The organism is Ligilactobacillus salivarius DSM 20555 = ATCC 11741 (assembly GCF_001435955.1).
GTDB classification, from domain to species: domain Bacteria; phylum Bacillota; class Bacilli; order Lactobacillales; family Lactobacillaceae; genus Ligilactobacillus; species Ligilactobacillus salivarius.
Genome location: NZ_AYYT01000012.1, coordinates 19,976 through 39,388 on the forward strand (window position 1 = coordinate 19,976; position 19,413 = coordinate 39,388).

18 protein-coding genes are annotated in these 19,413 nt (G+C 31.9%); 15 read left to right on the plus strand and 3 right to left on the minus strand.

The window, feature by feature from the left end; translation table 11 throughout:
- Positions 1–63: 63 nt before the first annotated feature.
- The 10 genes from FC55_RS06275 (at position 64) to FC55_RS06325 (ending at position 12,576) form a co-directional block, all read left to right on the plus strand.
- On the plus strand, positions 64–2,928 hold the full coding sequence (locus FC55_RS06275; protein ID WP_003699113.1) for a VirD4-like conjugal transfer protein, CD1115 family: 2,865 nt from the start codon (positions 64–66) through the stop codon (positions 2,926–2,928).
- 1 nt (position 2,929) lies between these two features.
- Positions 2,930–5,242 (plus strand): pLS20_p028 family conjugation system transmembrane protein, encoded by a 2,313-nt coding sequence (locus FC55_RS06280; RefSeq protein ID WP_003699112.1) that lies wholly within the window; start codon positions 2,930–2,932, stop codon positions 5,240–5,242.
- Between the two features lie 114 nt (positions 5,243–5,356).
- Positions 5,357–5,668: a DUF5592 family protein gene (locus FC55_RS06285; protein ID WP_003699111.1), complete on the plus strand. Its 312-nt coding sequence runs from the start codon at positions 5,357–5,359 to the stop codon at positions 5,666–5,668.
- A gap of 5 nt (positions 5,669–5,673) precedes the next feature.
- Positions 5,674–6,339: a hypothetical protein gene (locus FC55_RS06290; RefSeq protein WP_034982213.1), complete on the plus strand. Its 666-nt coding sequence runs from the start codon at positions 5,674–5,676 to the stop codon at positions 6,337–6,339.
- 18 nt (positions 6,340–6,357) lie between these two features.
- On the plus strand, positions 6,358–8,286 hold the full coding sequence (locus FC55_RS06295) for a hypothetical protein (protein WP_003699109.1): 1,929 nt from the start codon (positions 6,358–6,360) through the stop codon (positions 8,284–8,286).
- Positions 8,287–8,495: 209 nt separating this feature from the next.
- Positions 8,496–9,776, plus strand: coding sequence for a phage tail tip lysozyme (locus FC55_RS06305; RefSeq protein ID WP_003699107.1), 1,281 nt, complete (start codon positions 8,496–8,498; stop codon positions 9,774–9,776).
- An 11-nt stretch (positions 9,777–9,787) separates the two neighbouring features.
- On the plus strand, positions 9,788–10,342 hold the full coding sequence (locus tag FC55_RS06310; protein WP_003699105.1) for a hypothetical protein: 555 nt from the start codon (positions 9,788–9,790) through the stop codon (positions 10,340–10,342).
- 11 nt (positions 10,343–10,353) lie between these two features.
- Positions 10,354–11,007, plus strand: coding sequence for a hypothetical protein (locus FC55_RS06315; RefSeq protein ID WP_003699104.1), 654 nt, complete (start codon positions 10,354–10,356; stop codon positions 11,005–11,007).
- A 108-nt stretch (positions 11,008–11,115) separates the two neighbouring features.
- Positions 11,116–11,397 (plus strand): hypothetical protein, encoded by a 282-nt coding sequence (locus tag FC55_RS06320; RefSeq protein WP_035149242.1) that lies wholly within the window; start codon positions 11,116–11,118, stop codon positions 11,395–11,397.
- Between the two features lie 66 nt (positions 11,398–11,463).
- Positions 11,464–12,576 (plus strand): site-specific integrase, encoded by a 1,113-nt coding sequence (locus FC55_RS06325; protein WP_003699101.1) that lies wholly within the window; start codon positions 11,464–11,466, stop codon positions 12,574–12,576.
- Positions 12,577–12,917: 341 nt separating this feature from the next.
- On the opposite strand, the gene FC55_RS06330 is transcribed toward FC55_RS06325, so the two are convergent.
- The 3 genes from FC55_RS06330 to rpiA form a co-directional block, all read right to left on the minus strand.
- A complete protein-coding gene (locus FC55_RS06330) occupies positions 12,918–13,442 on the minus strand; it encodes a hypothetical protein (RefSeq protein ID WP_034982250.1) in 525 nt (174 codons plus the stop codon).
- A 69-nt stretch (positions 13,443–13,511) separates the two neighbouring features.
- Positions 13,512–14,159 carry a ribulose-phosphate 3-epimerase gene (gene rpe / locus FC55_RS06335; protein WP_003699099.1) on the minus strand — a complete coding sequence of 216 codons (648 nt, stop codon included), beginning with the start codon at positions 14,157–14,159 and terminating at the stop codon, positions 13,512–13,514.
- Between the two features lie 16 nt (positions 14,160–14,175).
- On the minus strand, positions 14,176–14,859 hold the full coding sequence (gene rpiA, locus FC55_RS06340) for a ribose-5-phosphate isomerase RpiA (RefSeq protein ID WP_003699098.1): 684 nt from the start codon (positions 14,857–14,859) through the stop codon (positions 14,176–14,178).
- A 236-nt stretch (positions 14,860–15,095) separates the two neighbouring features.
- Between rpiA and FC55_RS06345 the strand changes: the two genes are divergently transcribed.
- From FC55_RS06345 to FC55_RS06365, 5 genes are all read left to right on the plus strand, one after another.
- Positions 15,096–15,971, plus strand: a complete 876-nt coding sequence (locus FC55_RS06345) for an ABC transporter ATP-binding protein (RefSeq protein ID WP_003699097.1) — start codon at positions 15,096–15,098, stop codon at positions 15,969–15,971.
- A gap of 2 nt (positions 15,972–15,973) precedes the next feature.
- Entirely contained in the window at positions 15,974–16,714 is a 741-nt protein-coding gene (locus tag FC55_RS06350; RefSeq protein WP_003699096.1) for an ABC transporter permease, read from the plus strand.
- Positions 16,715–16,722: 8 nt separating this feature from the next.
- Positions 16,723–17,832, plus strand: a complete 1,110-nt coding sequence (locus FC55_RS06355; RefSeq protein WP_003699095.1) for a sensor histidine kinase — start codon at positions 16,723–16,725, stop codon at positions 17,830–17,832.
- Between the two features lie 2 nt (positions 17,833–17,834).
- Positions 17,835–18,440: a response regulator transcription factor gene (locus FC55_RS06360; RefSeq protein ID WP_003699094.1), complete on the plus strand. Its 606-nt coding sequence runs from the start codon at positions 17,835–17,837 to the stop codon at positions 18,438–18,440.
- A gap of 72 nt (positions 18,441–18,512) precedes the next feature.
- A complete protein-coding gene (locus FC55_RS06365) occupies positions 18,513–19,310 on the plus strand; it encodes a tyrosine-protein phosphatase (protein ID WP_003699093.1) in 798 nt (265 codons plus the stop codon).
- The last annotated feature ends 103 nt before the right edge of the window (positions 19,311–19,413 follow it).

Consider the following 19,413-nt stretch of genomic DNA (forward strand, 5'->3'; position numbering starts at 1 on the left):
AACCTAGTACAAATTTGTACTACGTTTAACTTTTTACATAATTAATTAGAAGGAGTTGATTAGATGAGATTTGGAAAAAATTATGATAAAGAGCGAGCAAATAAAGTAGATAATCGGACTCATATCATTGGTAATCCTGTTACTTTATTCTTACTTTGGTTAATCTGGTCGTACTTTGTCTCTTGGATTTCGGCCTACTTCACAATAGGTTTCTCCACATTATTAGCGTGGCTGAATTCACCAAATAGTCAACAAGCACTACATGACGGACAATTGATAAATTTTGATCCAGTAATGGGAGTTTGGAAAAATACGACTAACTTTGGAAACTATCAACTAGCTATAACTACCAATAAACTATTATTTTTTGGACTAACGATAATATTCTCACTAGTGATGATACCTATTTTTGGAAAACTTTACTATAAACATCGTAGCACCAACTTTAATCAGTATGGTAATGATAGATTTGCCACAGTTGCTGAAGTTTTACGACAATATCCTCAAATTCCTGATAAAGGTTATGAATTCTCAGGAACAGGTGGAATTCCAGTCATGCACATAAAACCAACTAATCCTACTTTTATCAGAATACATCCAATTTTATTTCTCAAATATTGGTTACTACCAATAATCCCATGGACTATTGCTAAAATTCCTCTATTTTCAATCAACCAAAAAGATTGGCTACAAACATTTGAACCAGCGAAGGGATTTTACAGTATTGATTCGACTAAAACTTCATCTATGATTGTTGGTATTTCTCGTTCTGGTAAAGGTGAAACATTAGTTATGCCACTAATAGACATCTTAAGTCGTGCTAAGAATAAAGTTTCAATGGTAGTTAATGATTTAAAGGGTGAACTTAACCGTATGTCTTACTACACGTTAAAAGAACGGGGATATGATGTAAAGGTTATAAATCTTGATGAGTTAAACTTCTCTGATTCGTATAATCCATTAGAGATAATTATTAAATACGCTAAAGAGGGGTACTACGACAAGGCACAAAAGGCTGCTAATGTGTTTTCAAGTTCGATTTATACAGATCCTAATGCCAAGGACAAATTTTGGCAAAATAGTTCGATTAACCTTTTAAATGCTTTGATTTTAGCGGTCTTAGATTACGCCGATAGAAATAATAGATGGGATCAAGTAACAATGGATAATGTGCTGCATATGATGACCGATTTAGGTGGAAAGGAAGTTATGGTTGATCAAGATAATAATATCGTTTCTAATCCTCAGCGTGGGCAGCAAGTATCCATGAAAAGTAAATTGACAGTTTATTTCTCAAAATTACGAGATTTAAATGACGTTGAGTATAGTGAGTTTAGGCAAATGGCACTGGATTCCTTTGCTCAATCTAAATTTGCTGGTGAAGAAACCTCTGGTAACATTTACTCCTCTGCTATGGAAGGAATCAAATTGTATCAGCAATCAGATATTGCAAAAATGACATCGTTAAATTCATTAAATTTAGAGAGCATAGGCTTTCCTAGAGTTTTTAAAGCCAAATTCTCTGATAAATTTAAATTTTCAACAGCGATTATCAGTTTTAGTAATGATAAATCCGTTATAGAAGAGAAGACCGTTATCGTTGACGAATTAGGCAATATTAGTTGTCCGATAAAAAGCAAATTACCTGATAGTTTTGAGATTAAAATAAGTTTTGCTTTTCGTAAAAATAAAGAAGAACTAAAAGATAAATATGTAGTGATGAAGGCCAAGAAAATCTATAGGAAGAAAGCAATTGGTAAAGGATCATATGTCTTAGATCCTTATACTAAGAAACCTATCTTAAAAACTGTAAGATTAAAAGTCACTAAACTAGCCTTGGGTAAAGAAGGCAAGGAAAAGTCTAAAGTATTAGGAAGCAGCCTAGCGTATTCAGAGAAACCTGTAGCATTGTTTTTTGTCACACCTCCAAATAATCCTGCGTATAATCAATTAGCCACATTTGCAATTGATCAAGTCTTCAACGTAAATTACGAACTAGCTTCAGCTAATGAAGGGGAAACAGTTATTCCTATTCACTATATTCTAGATGAATTTGGTAATTTAAATACTATTCCTAATTTAGATACAAAAGTAACAATGGGTTTAGGCTCCAGGATTCATTTCCATTTTGTTGTTCAGAACCTAGAGCAGTTAGAACTTCATTATAGCAAACAACAAGCGGCTACTATTCAAAGTAACTGTGCTAATCTACTTTATATCTTAACTAATTCGGAAACAACAGCTAAATTCATTTCAGGTCAAATTGGTAAAAGAACTGTTGAGGTCAACACTAAAAATGGCAAAGCCTTGAATCCACATGCGGTTAATTATTCTGGTAGTTTAGTTGGTCAAGATTTGTTATCTCCTACTGAACTAACACGTCTCATGGGTGGTGAGATGGTTGTATTGAGATCTGTTTACAGACAAGACACCAAAGGTAGATCAGTATCTGCATATCCTATTTTTGATCACGCTGCAACTAAGATGCCTTATCGTTATACATTCTTGAATCAAGAATTCAATAGTTCAACTAAGCTCTCTGATGTAGCTATCAAATCAAGACATAGGAGTCTAGATTTAAAAGCACAAAGGATAAACTATGATACTGCTTATACAGAAATTATCAAAATGATAGGTAAAAATCTAAGATCTAAATCAGCAACTGGTCAGACAGCTATTCAAGAAATTTTAAATAATCAGATATTTAGTGATACTGAATTAGAAAATCGAGTTCTAATATCAAAAATCACAAACTATCTGTATTCATTAGCTAGTAGAATCGCACCTCAAAAAATAGAATCTTTTAAAGATGCTGATTTTTGGAGAAAAAATAATAACTGGAATGCTATTCAGGGTATTTTAAAAGATACTATTGCTTTTGAAAACTTTAAAAATTTTGTAATTAATACTAAAAAGGAGGTTAGATAAAATGTTGTTATCAAATTTGTTTCTTCTAGCAGTTGATGTACCAACCCTAGATCATTCTTTATCAGATGTTGCTGGGAAAGATAATTTTGCCCCTGGAGATTATACAGATGTCGTCCATTTTTATCATCAGTGGGCTACTCATTTACACGGCAACTTAGGCATATGGCATTCAGTTTATGGGACTTTTGCTAACCCTATGATTAAGCTATTCTATGCAATAGTTTCTGGCTTGGATAAAGTCTTTAATTCAGTTTTTTCTATCCTAGGATGGGATGGAACTTTGAGTGCTAAAGGTTCTCCTTTACACGCATTATATATGGTTATTTCAACAATTGGATGGGCATTGTTAGGTGCTTCAATTATTATTCTAGCCTTACAATCGTTAACTCATACGGTGAGATGGGGGAAGGTTCTACCTAATATCTTTATGGTTTCTCTAACTCTAACTGTATTGCCGTTACTTATGAGAACAGTTAATGGTCAATCTAGAACAGTTGGTAATATTGTTGTGACAGCTAAAAATGATATTAATAAAGCAGCTGGTAACGATAATGGAGCAAGTGCTGCAGATTTAGCAATTCAACCAATTAAAAATAATGTGATTGATATGGCCAGAATTGCGAATAAAGGTTGGAAGTACGATCCTAACAATATTAATCCATCTTCTACAAATTCGATTAGAACGAAGACAGATGTAAATAATTTAGATCTAGGTGCTAGTATGGATCCTAAATCTTTGAAACAATTCAAAGGTTTTGATAAGAAGATTGCTGGCAAAGGCGATAATAAGGTATCTGAACCATTTAAATATCATTTAATTACTAACAAAGGTGCAGATGCCAGTCAAGAAACATCTTATTCTCTTGTAAAAAATGAAAATGGGACAGGTATGGGAAATCTGAATGACTATTCATATACACGATATGATGTTGAATGGTTACCTTTAACTGCACAGTCTATAATTTTAGGTATCATTTATGTCGTAGCAGCTTTTAGAGTTGTTAAAGATATCTTTGAGTTAACATTGATGAATTTAATAGCACCACTGTTAGCATATAAATCGACTCGGTCGACAAAAACACTAAGAGACTTAATTAGCAGCATTATTGGACTATATTTATCTATAGACATAATGTTTCTAGTAATTAAAGTCTTCATGATCTTTTTAGGTAGTTTTCCTGATAAGTTAAGTAGTCTTGGTCTTAACTTCTTCCAAAAAGGCATGGTTATAGCTATCATCTATGCAGCTGCAGGTTACGCTATGTTTGCTGGTGTTTCTTATTTTGAGAGAGTTACTGGTGTTTCACAAGGATTCTCTGCCTCTACAGGACAAATCATGGCTGCTGGAGCAGCAGGTGTTGCAGCAGGTACTGCTGGTGTTAAATTAGCTAAAGCAGCAGGATCAATGTTAAATAATGGGGTTACTAGATTAGGAAATTCTAGCGTTTTTTCTGGAATTAGTAATAGTAACAAAGATTCTAAGGCACATGCACCAAGTAGTAGCAATTTAAGTAATGATAATAAGAATGAGAGTAATCCAGTAAATAGTTCAGACGTTGATTTAAACAGTGATCATCACAACAATTCTGACAATAAAAATGATTTAAATCATCAAGATGGCTCTAAAGATACCACTCAAAATTCTGAAAATAACAGTGATAATCATAATAATTCTGATAGTCAAAACGTAGAGGAAAATAGTGGCAATTCTAATCTTGATGAAAATAATGCTGCAACGTCTGAACAAGATAGTTCTACTCATTTAGGAGATGAAAATACAGATGCTACTAATGATGAAGATCAAGATATTGCTAATGGATATAATGATCCAATAATACAAAATCCTGATGATGGTTATACTGATATCTATAATGGATACACTGACTATCCTTATGATAATCAAGGAGGATATGATCCAAACCAGATTAGTGATACAGTTGATAGTTATGAAAATCCAATGAATCAAGATTTAAGTAATGGTCATACAGATTTTCCTGATAATCAAGTAGAAAGTAGCTCAAATCAAATAGATGGAACACAAGTAGATAATGCTAATTCAGGTGCTGATAATTATCCACCTGCAATTCCAGATAGTCCTCAACCTAATTTTGATTTCAGTAAAGATGTTAAGAATCCAGTTGATCCAAGTAGTAATACAAGTAATATTGTTAATAATTCAGTTGATAAAACTAATCAAAGCTTTACAGATAAGATGGGGGATATCAGTAAGAATTATCTAAGAAATCGCAATTTCAATCTAAGTCCTAAAGGTAATGTTCATGGTGTAGATTCCGAGAAATTTGAAGATGAATAAGTTAATAAAAGTTCAAGTTCATGTAACTTGGACTTTTTTTATTGGCGAAAATTGTTTTTTATTACAAATCTAGCATAATTCTTACATACAAATAGCTAGAAGGGATTGATAAACTTGAAAGAATTTGTAATCGTTCCAGACATTAAAGCTGAAATTAAGTTCTTTTGGAACATATTTCTAAAAGATGTAGCAGTTTTAGGATTAGTAATTTTTGCGACGATGCTTCTGTCACAACTCTTTCCAGAAGAGCAAAGTAAGCAACAATATATTTTTATGGCATTAGGTTTTGTTTTAGCAATCTATCTAGACTTACGTCCTAGAACTAATCCTGGAAAACGAAATTACGAAGTCATTTGGATGCTATTACTTAATCGACAACCAAAATTATTTAAATCATATGGATACTATGAATTTGATAGGAAGTGATTATTGTGGCAATTAAGGTAAAGAAAGATATATCAAGCTCACCTCAACCTAAAAGAAGGTTGTTTTTTAGGAAAAAAGAAAAAGATTTATCAAAAAGGGAGCAAGTATTTACTTCTGCACCCATTATAGATCTGATTGGGTATAAAGGTTTTACTCAAAATAGTGATCATTTTTTAATACTAAAAGATAGTGACGACGGATATGCAGAATTTCTAACAATTCGTGGACAAGGACTGGGAACCTTGTCTTTTAATCAACAGAAAGCAGTAATAGAAGGATACCATCAATTTCTATCAATGTATTTAGAGGATTTTCAAATCATGATTAGTCCATTTCCAACAAATACCTCTGTACAGCGTGTAAATGTTTTGCACAGATATAACAAGGTCACTTCACTGATTGCAAATGAATCCAAGCCACGAAGAAAACACCAACTTTTAATGCAACAACGTTATATCAAGGATCAATTATCTACCTTAAAAAGAGTGGAGAAAGAATTATTCAATCAAGATTTCATTTTAATTTTATTTGCTAAAAATCAAAGAGAATTAAGAATCAATCGAGATAATGCGATTAATTGGGGGGGAAATTCTGTAATTTTAGAAAAAATGGATTTAGAAAAGAAAAAATTAGTTCTATACAGAATGAATAATCTAAACACTAGAATTTAAAGATTAGGAGGCCGTTACATGAAGAAAAAAGAGTTATTAGAGTTTGAATCTGCTGGTTATCAACTTGAAATGATATCTAAAACGCAACCACAAGGTAATGTTAAACAGCATAGCCAGTATTTGCAATTTGGAGATGGCTATGTTGCTTGTTTACGTGTATATCATTATCCACCACATGGACTACCGATGTTTTGGGGAATCACATTAACAAATACGGATTCAACTATGACTATGCTGTCAATTGGTACTGAAGATAAGGATAAAATTAAAGACCAATTATCACGATCAGCAGGTGAAAAACACTCTCAAATTTCTGGTAAAGCTAAAGCTGCTGATAATGTTGAGTCGGCTAACACGTATAACGATCAAATGAATTTACTTAAAGATATTATTCAACGTAATGAGATTATTAAGAAAGTTTATTTTAGAATTTTCATTTATGCTCAAACAAAGGAAGAATTGGAAAAAAAGATTAAGCTTTTTGTGAGAAAAAATGGCCAATTTCGTATGGCTAGATATGCTGATGAGCAATTGTTGGATTTTGAAACAAATCTTGTGCCAACAAGCAATCAAGAAAACATGATTAATAGACCAAGTTCAACACCTATGTCTGCTTACTCTTTGAGTGGATCGTATCCTTTTAATCACGTCAAACTAGAGGATCCTCGTGGTTCGTATTATGGTTATACCTCTACACAAGGAGAAATGATCTGGGATCCGTTTCATCGTGATGAAAAACGAACGAGATCGTTCTTTTTTGTTACTGGAAATGCTGGTATGGGTAAATCTACTTTACTTAAAAAGATTAATGACGATGTTTTTGCTAGAGGCGCAATTATACGTAATTTTGACATCTCCAATGAATACAAAGAACAAACTAGATCTCAAGGTGGAGTCGTTATTAGACTTGATAAACCTGACTATCTAATAAACCCTTTTGAAGTTTTTGCAACAGTTATTGATGATCAAGGTCAAGTTGATGAGATATCAAGCTTTGGCCAACATAAAGAGAAACTCAAGAACTTCTTTAAATTTTTGAATCCAGATGTAAATTCTGATGATTTAACCATGTTTGATACTTGGCTAACTGACTTTTATATTACTCAGAATTTATGGATTAAAAACCCACAATCATATTCTGAACCACTTAAGATTACAGGATTACCACATGATATGTATCCAACTTTACGTGAGTTTGTAGTCTACGCAAATGAACGAAAACGTCAAGCCGAAAGAGATCCTAGAATTAAGCTAACAGACGTAGATACTACTTCCATGAATCGTATAACTTCAACGTTTATGAATGCAGAAGCTGCACAAGGGGATATGCTTGATGGGATTACTCGTTTTCCTGACCTTTCAGGCGAACAAGTAGTAACATTTGATATTCAAGGTTTACACGCTCAAGGTGAAGCAATATTTAATGCACAGTTATATTCTGTACTAACTCTGTTATCTGCCGACATCATCAAGAATGGACAAAAATTAAGAAAACAACTAGCTAATGGTATTTTAGATGAAAACTTAATCAGTTGGTATTATCTAAACATTGATGAAGTTGAGAATATTATTAATCCTAAGTTCTCCTTTGGCGTTGAGTTCCTAGCATCAATGATGGAACAGATGCGTAAGAACTTTTGTGCAATTACTATGGCAGCTCCAACAATTAAGGATTTAATCATGGCTGGATCTACACATGATCCATATATTCTAGCCGTTCAAAAGATATTCTCGCTCTTCCAAATACGTTTCTTTTTTCAAATCTCAGATGACGATATTCCTAGATTGGCTACAGCCTTAGGTGGATCTACAACGGCTGATGAGTTACAGTCTCTAACCAAACTACAAAGAGGTCACTGCTTGATGAATATTAACGGTGACAGGAATATTCAATTTAAAGTGGACTTAACTGCTGATGAAGAACGTCGTTATGGTGGAGGTATGTAGAATGGCCTTAAAAAAGAAAGTTAGTAAAAGAATATACAACTACAGAGGCATTAAAAACGTACGTAATCAAGTTAATCAGAGAAAAAAAGATCTAATTAAAGGTAGAGATATACCTAATTATGATATAGCTAAATTAAAGTTCATGTTAGTTTCTCTAGTCATCATGGGTATACTGCTGATTATTCTAAAAATATTGTGAGGTGAATTAGATGAAAAATTGGATCAAAACTCACAGTAAGTTACTTGTATTATGTAGCATAGGTGGCCTAGGTGGTTTCTTAATAATCTTAGTTGCTATCTTCACGGTATTATTCTTTAGTAATAATCGTTGTAGCGATAATGCTGGTACATCAGATACAGACATTTCATCAGGTTTTACAGGATCTTGGACAACACAAGGGACTGAAGCGTATAAAAATGCTAAAGCAACTTTTGATTTCTGGGTAAGCAAGGGCATGTCCGGTGCGCAAGCTGCTGGTATTGTTGGTAATATTGGTGGTGCAGAGGATACAGGATTTGTTCTAAATCAAAAAGAAATTGGAGGCGGTTCTGGTGGTGGATTGTATCAATTCACACCATACACAAAATACTTAAATGATCCTAAGTCTGATAAATCTTGGTCTGTAGTTAACCAAGGTGAAGTAGTTATGTCTCTAGAGCCACAAACTGTAAGTAGTTTCTTTTCAAAAACTAAAAATAGTTCCCCTGGTGACGCAGCAACTGATTGGATGAATATGTATGAAAGACCTTCAGAAAGAGCAAAGGCGACAACTAATAGTATGAGACGATCTGCTGCAGAAAAAGCATATGAACTTTTTGGTGGAGCTAATATCTCCGCTAAGGATTCCTTACTTGGTGACGTTACAGAAACTTCAGATGTAGGTGTTACTTCAGATTTGCAAAATGATTCTAAAACTTGTTCTGTCTCTTCTGATTCCGCTAGTGATGGAACTGGTGAGGTTCCTAAAGGTGTTAGGGATAAAATATATGCTGCCAATGAGATTCCTGATAGTTTAAAACCATATCTTTTACCAATTAATGTATCAGATGCACGTGGTGTTTCAGGAAAAGGATGGTCACATCCTGGAGGTCAATGTGTTGACTATGTTGTATCAGAAGCAACAGTATTATGGAACAATACGCAATCCTGGTCTTTAGGTAATGGGGTTGATCAAGTTAATTCTGCAATAAAATTTGGCTATGCAGTCAAAGATGATAAGCCACATAAAGGAGATTTAGTTTCATGCGACGGTACAGATCCAAGTATTGGTCATACCTGGATGGTGGGTCATGTATTTGCAGACGGTTCGGTTTTACTTCAAGAACAAAATTATCCTGGAAAATCAGGAGATGATATGGGAGCGCCTCTAACTTGGGATGTAGCTGTATTACCACCTTATAAAGATGGTGCTTGGGCTAACTTACCAAATTATGGAGCAACCTTAAATCACCCAGTATTTGCCAAACCAGCACACGGTATGAAGAAATAGGAGGTTATGCTATGAATAAGTATGCAGGTTTATTTCTATGGAGTCTAGTTGCAGTATTAGCACTAATCGTAATTGCATTTAAACCAGATAATTCAGAAGTAATGGATTTAAAAAATCAAATTGTAAAATTAAATAGTGAGATTGAATATAAGAAAGATCAAACCGAGTTAGAATCACCATTAAAGAATAACTTTAACCTAGAGAAATCTAAGCAAGAAACAACTAATAAATTAACCTATGCTTTTACTCAGCTATTAGGTGGAATTCATGATAATTCAAGTTATGAGAAACAAAAGAAAGAATTACAAAATATTTTAGGTACAGATTTAGAAAACGTAGTATATATGCACGGATACAACACTGAATCTAAAAAATGGGTAGTTAATAAGAATGATAGTACAATTGTAGGATTTGATGATATTACTAACAAGTCTGATAGTGTTCTATATGTAACGACCACCTATGAACAAGGTACTACAAATCAAAAGATAAAATACATGTATAAAATACATTATGACTTGGAAAACTATAAAGTTTTATCATACAAAGAACTTAGTCTTAATTAGGAGGTTTTAGCATGAATAGTCGATTAAGTATCATTAGTTCACTTATTTGTATTATCATATTATCGTGCTTGTTAGTAATCTTCAAGGTCGATCAATCTAAGATTAATAGGCAGGCAAATGAGCTAACTTTAGAATTAAATAAAAAGAAAAAAGAACTCCAACAAGTAAAAGAGACTCAGCAAAGAAAGTTTTTAAAACAAGCTAGAAAAAGCAATAATGTTAATGAAAGAACTAGTGCTGAGCAAATTTTAGCCAGTCAAGAATTATCTACTCAAGCAAATAAATTTTTTGAAATTGTAACTACGTTTGATTCACAAAAAGATTGGTTGAATCGAGAGAAGAAAGTACAAAGCCTTGTCACACCTAATGTATTGTTAAACAAATCTATCTTTAACAATGGATTAGATAATACTGGAAGAAGTATTATTGAAACTACTAAGAGTCATGCTAGTTTTAAAACAGTAACTACACAGTCCGCAATGGTTAAGGATAATCAAATAGAAGGAATTGTTCATGTTGTTTATGAAGCATGGCAGGATAACCATACTTCAGGTATACGTACTGAAGTTTACCAAGTTAAATATTCTTTATTAGAACATAAATTTACAGATATACAAGATTTAGGTATGGAAAATCAAGAAGCCGATATTTCATATCAAAAATAATTAGCAAGCACCTCAAAATCTAAATTCTAGACTTTGGGGTGTTTATTTTGGCGAAAGTTCTACTTTAAATCAAATTCTTTTATTCTTAAGAAAATTGGAGGTGAGATTATGGCATTAGAGATGGAGCTTTCACCAGTGACTGAAGAAGCGTTTAAAAAATACTTTCGAGAGTTGTTATTAGAACAAGTTAACGAAATACGACAAGATGAAATTAAAAGTCGTCCTTATTTGAATAAGAAAGATATGGCTGCCTGGTTAGGTGTCTCTAAAAACACCTTAGACAAATTTATCAAAGCTGGGTTAAAGGTATCAGACATAAATGGTTCCCAACTAATAGGAAAACAGACCGCTTTAGAGTTTCTAAAAGATCACGAAACTTATATGCTTTAGGCTTTATAGAATTGAAAATTTTTATTATTATAAGAAGGAAAGGTTCCTTCTAGTAGGAGGGATTACATGAGTGATATTAAAGCATACACAAATAAAAAAGGCGATAAATTATATAAATTCAGAATTTATGTAGGATTTGTCGATGGTAAAAGTAAATATGTTAATCGAGCAGGATTTAAAACCAAAACTGAAGTTAAAAAAGCTTACCAAGAAGTGAAATTTGCTGCATATCAAGGTGAGTATAGACAAGAAAGTAATCTAGATGTAAGTCTAAGAACATTTGGAGATTTATATGATTTTTGGTTTGAACAGTATAAAAATACTGTTCGAGGATCAAGTTATTATGTTATTAAGAAAGGATTAGACAAGAATGTTTATCCATATTTAAAAAATAAACAACTAAAAAATATTACTTTAATAGATTGTCAAAATTTGTTTAATAAATTATTGAAAACTAATCCTGGAAATTATGTCATATTATCAATATATACGAAAAAAATTCTACAGTATGCTGTTACTTTAAAATTGATACCTGAGAATCCAATGAATAACGTTATTAAGCCTCGTGAAAAAAAGACATATGGTAGTAACAATTATTATAGCAAAGAAGAGTTAAAAACTTTTCTAGCTTACAGTAAAAAAGAAAAGTTTCATGTATATGTTCTTTTCAGATTACTAGCCTATTCAGGTATGAGAATTGGTGAATTATTAGCATTGAAGGTAGCTGACATAGATTTTAATACTTCACAAATATCTATAACTAAAACTATATCTAGTGATGCTGATAGTAGATTTGAACTACACAAACCTAAAACTACCACAGGAAATAGAATCATAAGTGTAGATCCTGATACAATCAATTTGGTATCAACTTTAATTAAAGATAAAAAAAAGGATGATTTTATTTTTAGGTTCTATGGTTGCTCCAAGCCTTATTCTCCTAGAACAGTTGCATTATGGAAAAATAAAATTATAAAAAAAGCTAACCTTAGAAAAATATCATTGCATGGGTTTAGACATACTTATACGAGTTTATTATTTGAATCTGGTGTAAACATCAAGAAAATTCAAAAACAACTAGGGCATTCTAAAGTTGAGATGACCTTAAATGTTTATACACATCTGAGTAGAAATAATAATGATATTGGATCTAAATTCGATAATTATCTCAATAATTAAAATAAAAATAATATTATAATATTGTGACTCAGAACTTTTATAAGAACTTGAAAAAAATATAAGGATCTAAAATATTCTAAATCCCCATGAAACTTATTATTTTGCATATATAAACAGTTAAAATGAAAAAGTTATTTTAACTTTCTGAAAAAATATGATTTTTGATAAACATCAAAATTAATCAATAAAGCTATAATGAGATTATATTACACTGTTTGGTTTTCTCTCTATCCATCTTTATGAAAAACGTACATTTTTTAGAAAGATGAATTAAAAATTAATCATGACAAAAAGCCCCCTAATCTTTATAGTAAATTGGAGACTTTAAAGTGTATCTATTATTAAACAGTGTTAGAAGATCTTTGATCTAAGAATTTTTTATACTTTTCAACATACCATGGGTAATATGGACGATTATTTTCTTGATAAAATTTTTTATTCTCTAGCATAATGTATCCCAACAACTCATTTTTACCTTTTGTAGTGTTAGGTATAGGCAAAGTATCTTTACCATTTTTATGGGGAACTAATTTAACTTTTGTTGGACGTTCTAATTTATAATCTATTTTATGTCCTAATTTCTCATAGCTAGCAACTCTTGCATTAAAACTAATAACATCCCCAACAATTAGTTTTCCCAACTCAGCAAAGCCTTTTGTGTAGTTGAACCACAGATGGTCTGTAACTAGATTGTTATTTATCTTAACATTTTTGAACATAATTGTTGGAGCTAATTTATCTCTATCTAATCCACGTCTATATGTAACTTTGTATCCACACCTTGCATATTCAGCTGTAAAATTGTACCGTTTTTGACTTCCTAATTGAAGTAATTTTTCCCGAACATTCGAATCATGTATAGTCATTTTTCCCCACGCTTTCATCAATATATAAAAATAGAAGATACCACTAACCACAGTAGTATCTTCTATATATTAATTACGTAATTTATTTATTCTTTCAGCATGAGTTTCATTACCAGAATTAAAAACATATGACCCGGCAACTGCAACTGTTGCGCCAGTTTCTCGACATAACTTAACAGTTTCTTCGTTAATTCCACCATCAACTTCTATATCAAAATTAAGATTTCGTTCTTCTTTTATTTGATGTAGTTGGCGAATCTTTTCTAATGTTTCTGGTATGAATTTTTGTCCACCAAATCCAGGATCAACTGTCATAACAAGTACTTGATCAACAATTGATAGAACACTTTCAATCGCACTAACTGGTGTTCCTGGATTAATTACTACTTCAGCTTTAGCATTGTTTTTCTTGATTAAATCTAATGCACGATGAAGGTGTGGTGTAGCTTCATAATGAACACCTACAATGTCTGCACCGGCTTTTATGAAGTCTTCTACCCAATTTTCAGGGTTATTCACCATCAAATGAACGTCAAAAACCATTTTGCTTTGTGGTCTTAATGCTTTAACTACATTAGCACCAAAAGATAGATTAGGAACAAAATTTCCATCCATAATATCAATATGGAGATATTCAGCACCGGCATCTTCTACCTTTTGTACATCAGCACCTAGATTTAACATATCAGCGCTAAGAATAGAAGGAGCTATTTTCATATAAATTCACCTCGAATTATCTGGCTTCAAGAACCTCAGGGCCATCTTGACGCCCAACAATAACAGTATTTACGATGTCTAAGAATAATCCGTGTTCGACAACTCCTACTTGATTAATTAGGTAATCTCCAAGTTCTTTAGGATTTTCAATTTTACCTAAGTGAAGATCGATAATATAGTTATCAGAGTCTGTATGAAGTAAGCTGCCATCTTCATTTTTTCTAAATTTTGGATTTAATCCTTTTTCTTCAAAACGTTTAAAGACAGTACCACTACCATAAGGGATAACTTCAACTGGTAATGGGAATTGACCTAGATCATCGACCATTTTACTTTCATCGACAATCCACATATTCTTATTAGATTTAGTTGCAACAATCTTTTCATATAGTAAAGCTGCGCCGCCACCTTTAATTCCTTGGAAATCAGAAGAAATTTCGTCAGCACCATCGATTGTTAAATCAATATGATCAACTTCATCAATATCTTTGATAACAATACCCAAAGACTTAGCTTGTTCAGCTGTTCTAATAGAAGTTGTAACACCAACAATGTCTAGACCTTCTTCGTTTACACGTTTTCCAAGTGCATCAACCATGTATTTAACAGTTGAACCTGTTCCTAGACCGACAATCATGCCATCTTTAATCCATTCAACTGCCTTTGTACCTACTAATTGCTTTAATTCATCTTGGTTCATTAATTATACCCCTTTCAAACATCGCATACCTAAATTATACAACAATTAGTATAGTTCCGGCACCATGAATAGTAAGTATTTTCAAAATTATTCTAATTATTTACTTAATAGTATTAATCCCATGCATCTTAATAGTTCTTATGACAATTGTCATGAAGAGTAATGACTTTCAATTCTACTAACCTTAACTGATTTTGTTTATATTGAAGATGTAATACAGGGAAGGATGATAAATTATGACCACCGCACTTGAAGTAAAAAATATCAATAAAAAATATAAAAATAAAGTTGTTTTAAATGATATTAATTTTTCAATTCAATCTGGAGAAATTGTTGCCTTAATCGGTAAAAATGGTGCTGGGAAATCTACTTTGATCAATATTATTACGAAGTTAATTCAACAAGATAGTGGGCAAAGTAAGATTTTTGAGAAAGAAAAATTTGATAGAAATTTAATTGGAGTAATGATGCAAGAAAATATCTCTTTAGATCGAATAACAGTGAAAGAAATAATTAAATTAACTAGAACATATTATCGTAATCCTGTGTCTTATCAAGCAATATTAGCTTTATCAGAGTTACAAAATTATATAAACCACCCTATGGATAAATTATCTGGAGGTCAAAAAAGAAAGCTACAGTTCGCTCTTACTTTAGCCGGAAATCCAGATCTAATTTTCTTAGACGAACCTACTGTAGGAATGGATGCAGAAAGTCGCACTAAATTTTGGGAGCGTATCGATGAGTTAAAGAAACAAGGGAAAACATTTTTAATTACTAGTCATTATCTAGAAGAATTAGAAAAAGTTGCTAATAGGTTTATTTTTCTGCATAATCAAAGAATTATTTTTGATGGTAGTTTAGCTGAGATGGGAAAACAGTTAAAAAAGGTTCAAGTAACCTTCAATAGTGAGTTGATAAAAGATATTTTTAATAAATTACCAGCTGTACTTAGAGTAAGTGAATTGAACCACCATTATACACTTATTACAAGTGATGTTAATAGCTTAATAACTCAGTTAGTCCCCTATTTATCAGCAATTGATAATTTAGAAATTAGACAACAAAACTTAGATACATTAATGGACTCTTTAATTAGAAACGAGGAATAATCATGACTAATTTTTTATATCAACTTGAAATTGATTTTAAACGCATAATCTTAAGAAATCCGGCATTCTTTATGTTTGATTTAGCAATGCCCTTGACTTTCTATTTACTTTTTACAAAAGCTTTACCGCAATATAGTAATACAATGCAATGGAAGGTAGATTATTTAGTAAGTATGGCGATTTACGGAATTCTACTTGGATCTATTATGACAGTTGCACATACACTAAGTTCCGATATAGACCGTAAATTTACACTATTTATAGATTTAAGTCCTTTTCCTAAATTAATGTATTATATTGAAATGATCATTATTTTTGAAGTATTGAACTTACTTTGTCTTATAGGAATTGGTTTAGCCGGTATTTTAGTTAATAATCTCATACTACCGACAAAGGTCTGGATACTTTTATTAATTCTAATTCCTATTATGAGCTTGCCTCTCGTTTTATTAGGAATTTTGATTTCATCATTTAAAGATAGCAATGTTATCAATGCCTTAGCCAACATCTTAGTTTTTCCTATGGCAATTTGTAGTGGCTTATGGTGGCCACTTAGTGTACTTCCACAATGGCTACAAAAAATTGGTAAAGTAACACCAACATACTACATTTCAAATTTGTCTAATAACATTTTACATGGAAATAGCATCAACTATAATTCGCTTGTAGGTTTAATAATTTGGTTTGTTGTGTTAGTCTTAGCTCTAGGAATTAGTTATATATTTACTTCAAAAAAGGATTGAAAAAACTGATGAAGAAGTTTTTAAAAAAGCACGTATTATTTCCAAGTTACGTAGGACTAGCCCCTTATTTCTGGTTACTATGGTTATTTCCAGCAGTAAGTGTGTTACTTACATTGCCCACTATTATGCGTAATATAACGTTAATTTTACTAATTATTTTTGTCAAAGTTTATAGAGATTGTTTTTTAGCCAGAGATAAAGGAGTAGTTATTAATATTTTTTGTCAATTAATTTTGGCAGCTACACTCTCTTTCTTTGCAAGATATCCATTTTTATATATTTATACGGGCTTCATTATTGGAACTTTTAGTATTAATATGAAAAACGCAAAATTAGTGATTGTTCCTTATTATATTTTATCTACGATAAGTTTATATCTAGCTTATCCATTACCTAGTATGGCAGTGGGAGATGTACCAGCGGCTATTATCAATTATTTATTCATTTTTGGAACAATTCCAGCTTCAAATTCGTTGTCAAAGAGCTATCGTTTAGGAAAACAAAATAATCGTTTAGAATTAATAGCTAGACATAGTGAACGTGACAGAATAGCTCAACAATTACATGATAATTTAGGGCAATCCTTTTCCATGTTAGCTCTAAAAGCTGAATTAGCTGAGAAGTTATTAGAGAAAGATCCAGCATTGGCTAAACAACAATTAAAAGACATTGCAGCGGCTTCTCGTCAAAATTTAGACTTGGTTAGAGAAATTGTAGCGGATATGAAACACTCTACAATACTACAAACTTTGGATATACAACAATCTAATCTGGATAAATCTGGTATAATGCTACATGCAAAAAACGAAGAGATTACAGTAGATTGGAATAAGGATATTCAAAATACAATAAGTCAAATTATTACTGAGTTGGTTACTAACGCTATTCGGTACAGTCATGGGAATCTCTTTAGTGTTACTTTTAGTCAGAAGAAAAATCAATATTTAATAACTGTACATGATAATGGGATTGGTTTTGATAAAAATATATCTTACAAAAAATCATTTGGTTTATCTGGGATAAAAAAGAGAATTGATTATCTAGATGGTAATGTTAGTTTTGATAATGATAATGGTGCTAAAATAGATGTAAGTATTCCTATTGTAAAGGGTGATTAAGAATGGTCAGTATATTTTTGGCTGAAGATCAGCAAATGTTAAATAGTGCTTTGGCGATGTTACTTGATTTAGAAGATGATTTTTCAGTAGTTGGAACTGAAACAGATGGTCAGGCAGCATTGGAAAAAGTTATTACGCTAAAGCCAGATGTTGCTATTCTGGATATTGAAATGCCAGGACTTTCTGGGCTAGAAATTGCCAAGCAACTTCGCCTAATGAAATTGGATATAAAAATCATAATTTTAACTACATTTGCACGTAGCAAATATTTCAAAGACGCCCTTGCTGCAAGGGTTAATGGATATTTATTAAAAGATAGCCCAAGTGATTCTTTGGTTAATGCAATAAAGACAATAATGAATGGTGATACAGTATTTGATCCTAAACTTGTTACTAGTGTTTTGAATACTGTTGATAATCCCCTAACAGATCGCGAGCAAGAAATTCTGGCAGCTTTAAAAACTTGTGCTTCAACTAAAGAATTGGCACAAAAATTTTTCTTGTCTGAAGGTACTATTAGAAATTATATCTCCTCTATTCTCAGTAAGACAGGAACACGTTCGCGTTTAGAAGCTGTAAATTTAGCTGAAAAACGAAACTGGATCTAATAACTTATGTTTGGTAATAGGCTTATTTTTTGTTAAAATCATATTTAAAGCCACACTCCATGGAGGGATTATATGGAACAAAAACCACTATTACTAGATATAAAACATGGATTTAATTTTCGTGATTTAGGCAGTTATAAAACATTAGATGGACGTAAGATTAAAAAGCATAAAATTCTGCGTTCTGCTAATTTGGCATATTTGTCTGAACGAGACGTTAACTATTTAGAGGACTATGGTCTTAGATATGACGTAGATTTTCGTTCAATATCTGAAAAGGAAGTTGAACCTGATCGAATTAGCAATAATGTTCATTATCATTTTAATCCAGTTTTTTCAGAGGATGAGACTCGTAGTACTAAGAAAGATCAAGAGACTAGATATAAGACCTACAGCAAGATTAAAAATGCTGGTTTTGAGGATATGTTGAAAGCCTATAAAGATATTGTACTTACAGATGGAGCTAAAAAAGCATATCGCCAATTCTTCGATTTATTGTTAGCTAATGACAAAGAAAATGAAGCCCTATTGTTTCATTGTACAGCTGGTAAAGATAGAACTGGTATGGGAGCTGTTTATTTGTTAACTGCACTAGGTGTAGATAATAAAATAATTCATCAAGATTACTTAGCATCTAATATTTATACAGAAACTGTTCGAGCAAAGAAAATAGCTGATGTAAGTGGAATGGGTCCAGTGATGTCTGCGAATATTAAGGCTCTATTTGAAGTTAATGAAGCTTATTTAAATCATGCTCTGCAATTAATGAAAGATAACTTTGGTGGGATAAATAATTATTTACATACAGAATTGAAGTTGAATGAACAAGAAGTTTCAGATTTAAGAAAGATATATTTGACAGACAAGTAAAGACTTAATGGCTGAATTAAATTCAGCTTTTTTTGTTTTAAATCACTTATAGTTGCAATGTAATTTTATATTTATTATAATAAATAAAACTGGTACCTTACTA

Excerpts from the sequence above, each read along its gene's own strand:
- FC55_RS06325 (WP_003699101.1), top strand. The coding sequence starts at position 11,464 with ATGAGTGATATTAAAGCATACACAAATAAAAAAGGCGATAAATTATAT.
- FC55_RS06280 (WP_003699112.1), top strand. The coding sequence starts at position 2,930 with ATGTTGTTATCAAATTTGTTTCTTCTAGCAGTTGATGTACCAACCCTA.
- FC55_RS06295 (WP_003699109.1), top strand. The coding sequence starts at position 6,358 with ATGAAGAAAAAAGAGTTATTAGAGTTTGAATCTGCTGGTTATCAACTT.
- FC55_RS06345 (WP_003699097.1), top strand. The coding sequence starts at position 15,096 with ATGACCACCGCACTTGAAGTAAAAAATATCAATAAAAAATATAAAAAT.
- FC55_RS06315 (WP_003699104.1), top strand. The coding sequence starts at position 10,354 with ATGAATAGTCGATTAAGTATCATTAGTTCACTTATTTGTATTATCATA.
- FC55_RS06310 (WP_003699105.1), top strand. The coding sequence starts at position 9,788 with ATGAATAAGTATGCAGGTTTATTTCTATGGAGTCTAGTTGCAGTATTA.
- FC55_RS06320 (WP_035149242.1), top strand. The coding sequence starts at position 11,116 with ATGGCATTAGAGATGGAGCTTTCACCAGTGACTGAAGAAGCGTTTAAA.
- FC55_RS06330 (WP_034982250.1), bottom strand. The coding sequence starts at position 13,442 with ATGACTATACATGATTCGAATGTTCGGGAAAAATTACTTCAATTAGGA.
- FC55_RS06355 (WP_003699095.1), top strand. The coding sequence starts at position 16,723 with ATGAAGAAGTTTTTAAAAAAGCACGTATTATTTCCAAGTTACGTAGGA.
- FC55_RS06365 (WP_003699093.1), top strand. The coding sequence starts at position 18,513 with ATGGAACAAAAACCACTATTACTAGATATAAAACATGGATTTAATTTT.
- FC55_RS06275 (WP_003699113.1), top strand. The coding sequence starts at position 64 with ATGAGATTTGGAAAAAATTATGATAAAGAGCGAGCAAATAAAGTAGAT.
- FC55_RS06360 (WP_003699094.1), top strand. The coding sequence starts at position 17,835 with ATGGTCAGTATATTTTTGGCTGAAGATCAGCAAATGTTAAATAGTGCT.
- rpiA (WP_003699098.1), bottom strand. The coding sequence starts at position 14,859 with ATGAACCAAGATGAATTAAAGCAATTAGTAGGTACAAAGGCAGTTGAA.
- rpe (WP_003699099.1), bottom strand. The coding sequence starts at position 14,159 with ATGAAAATAGCTCCTTCTATTCTTAGCGCTGATATGTTAAATCTAGGT.
- FC55_RS06305 (WP_003699107.1), top strand. The coding sequence starts at position 8,496 with ATGAAAAATTGGATCAAAACTCACAGTAAGTTACTTGTATTATGTAGC.
- FC55_RS06350 (WP_003699096.1), top strand. The coding sequence starts at position 15,974 with ATGACTAATTTTTTATATCAACTTGAAATTGATTTTAAACGCATAATC.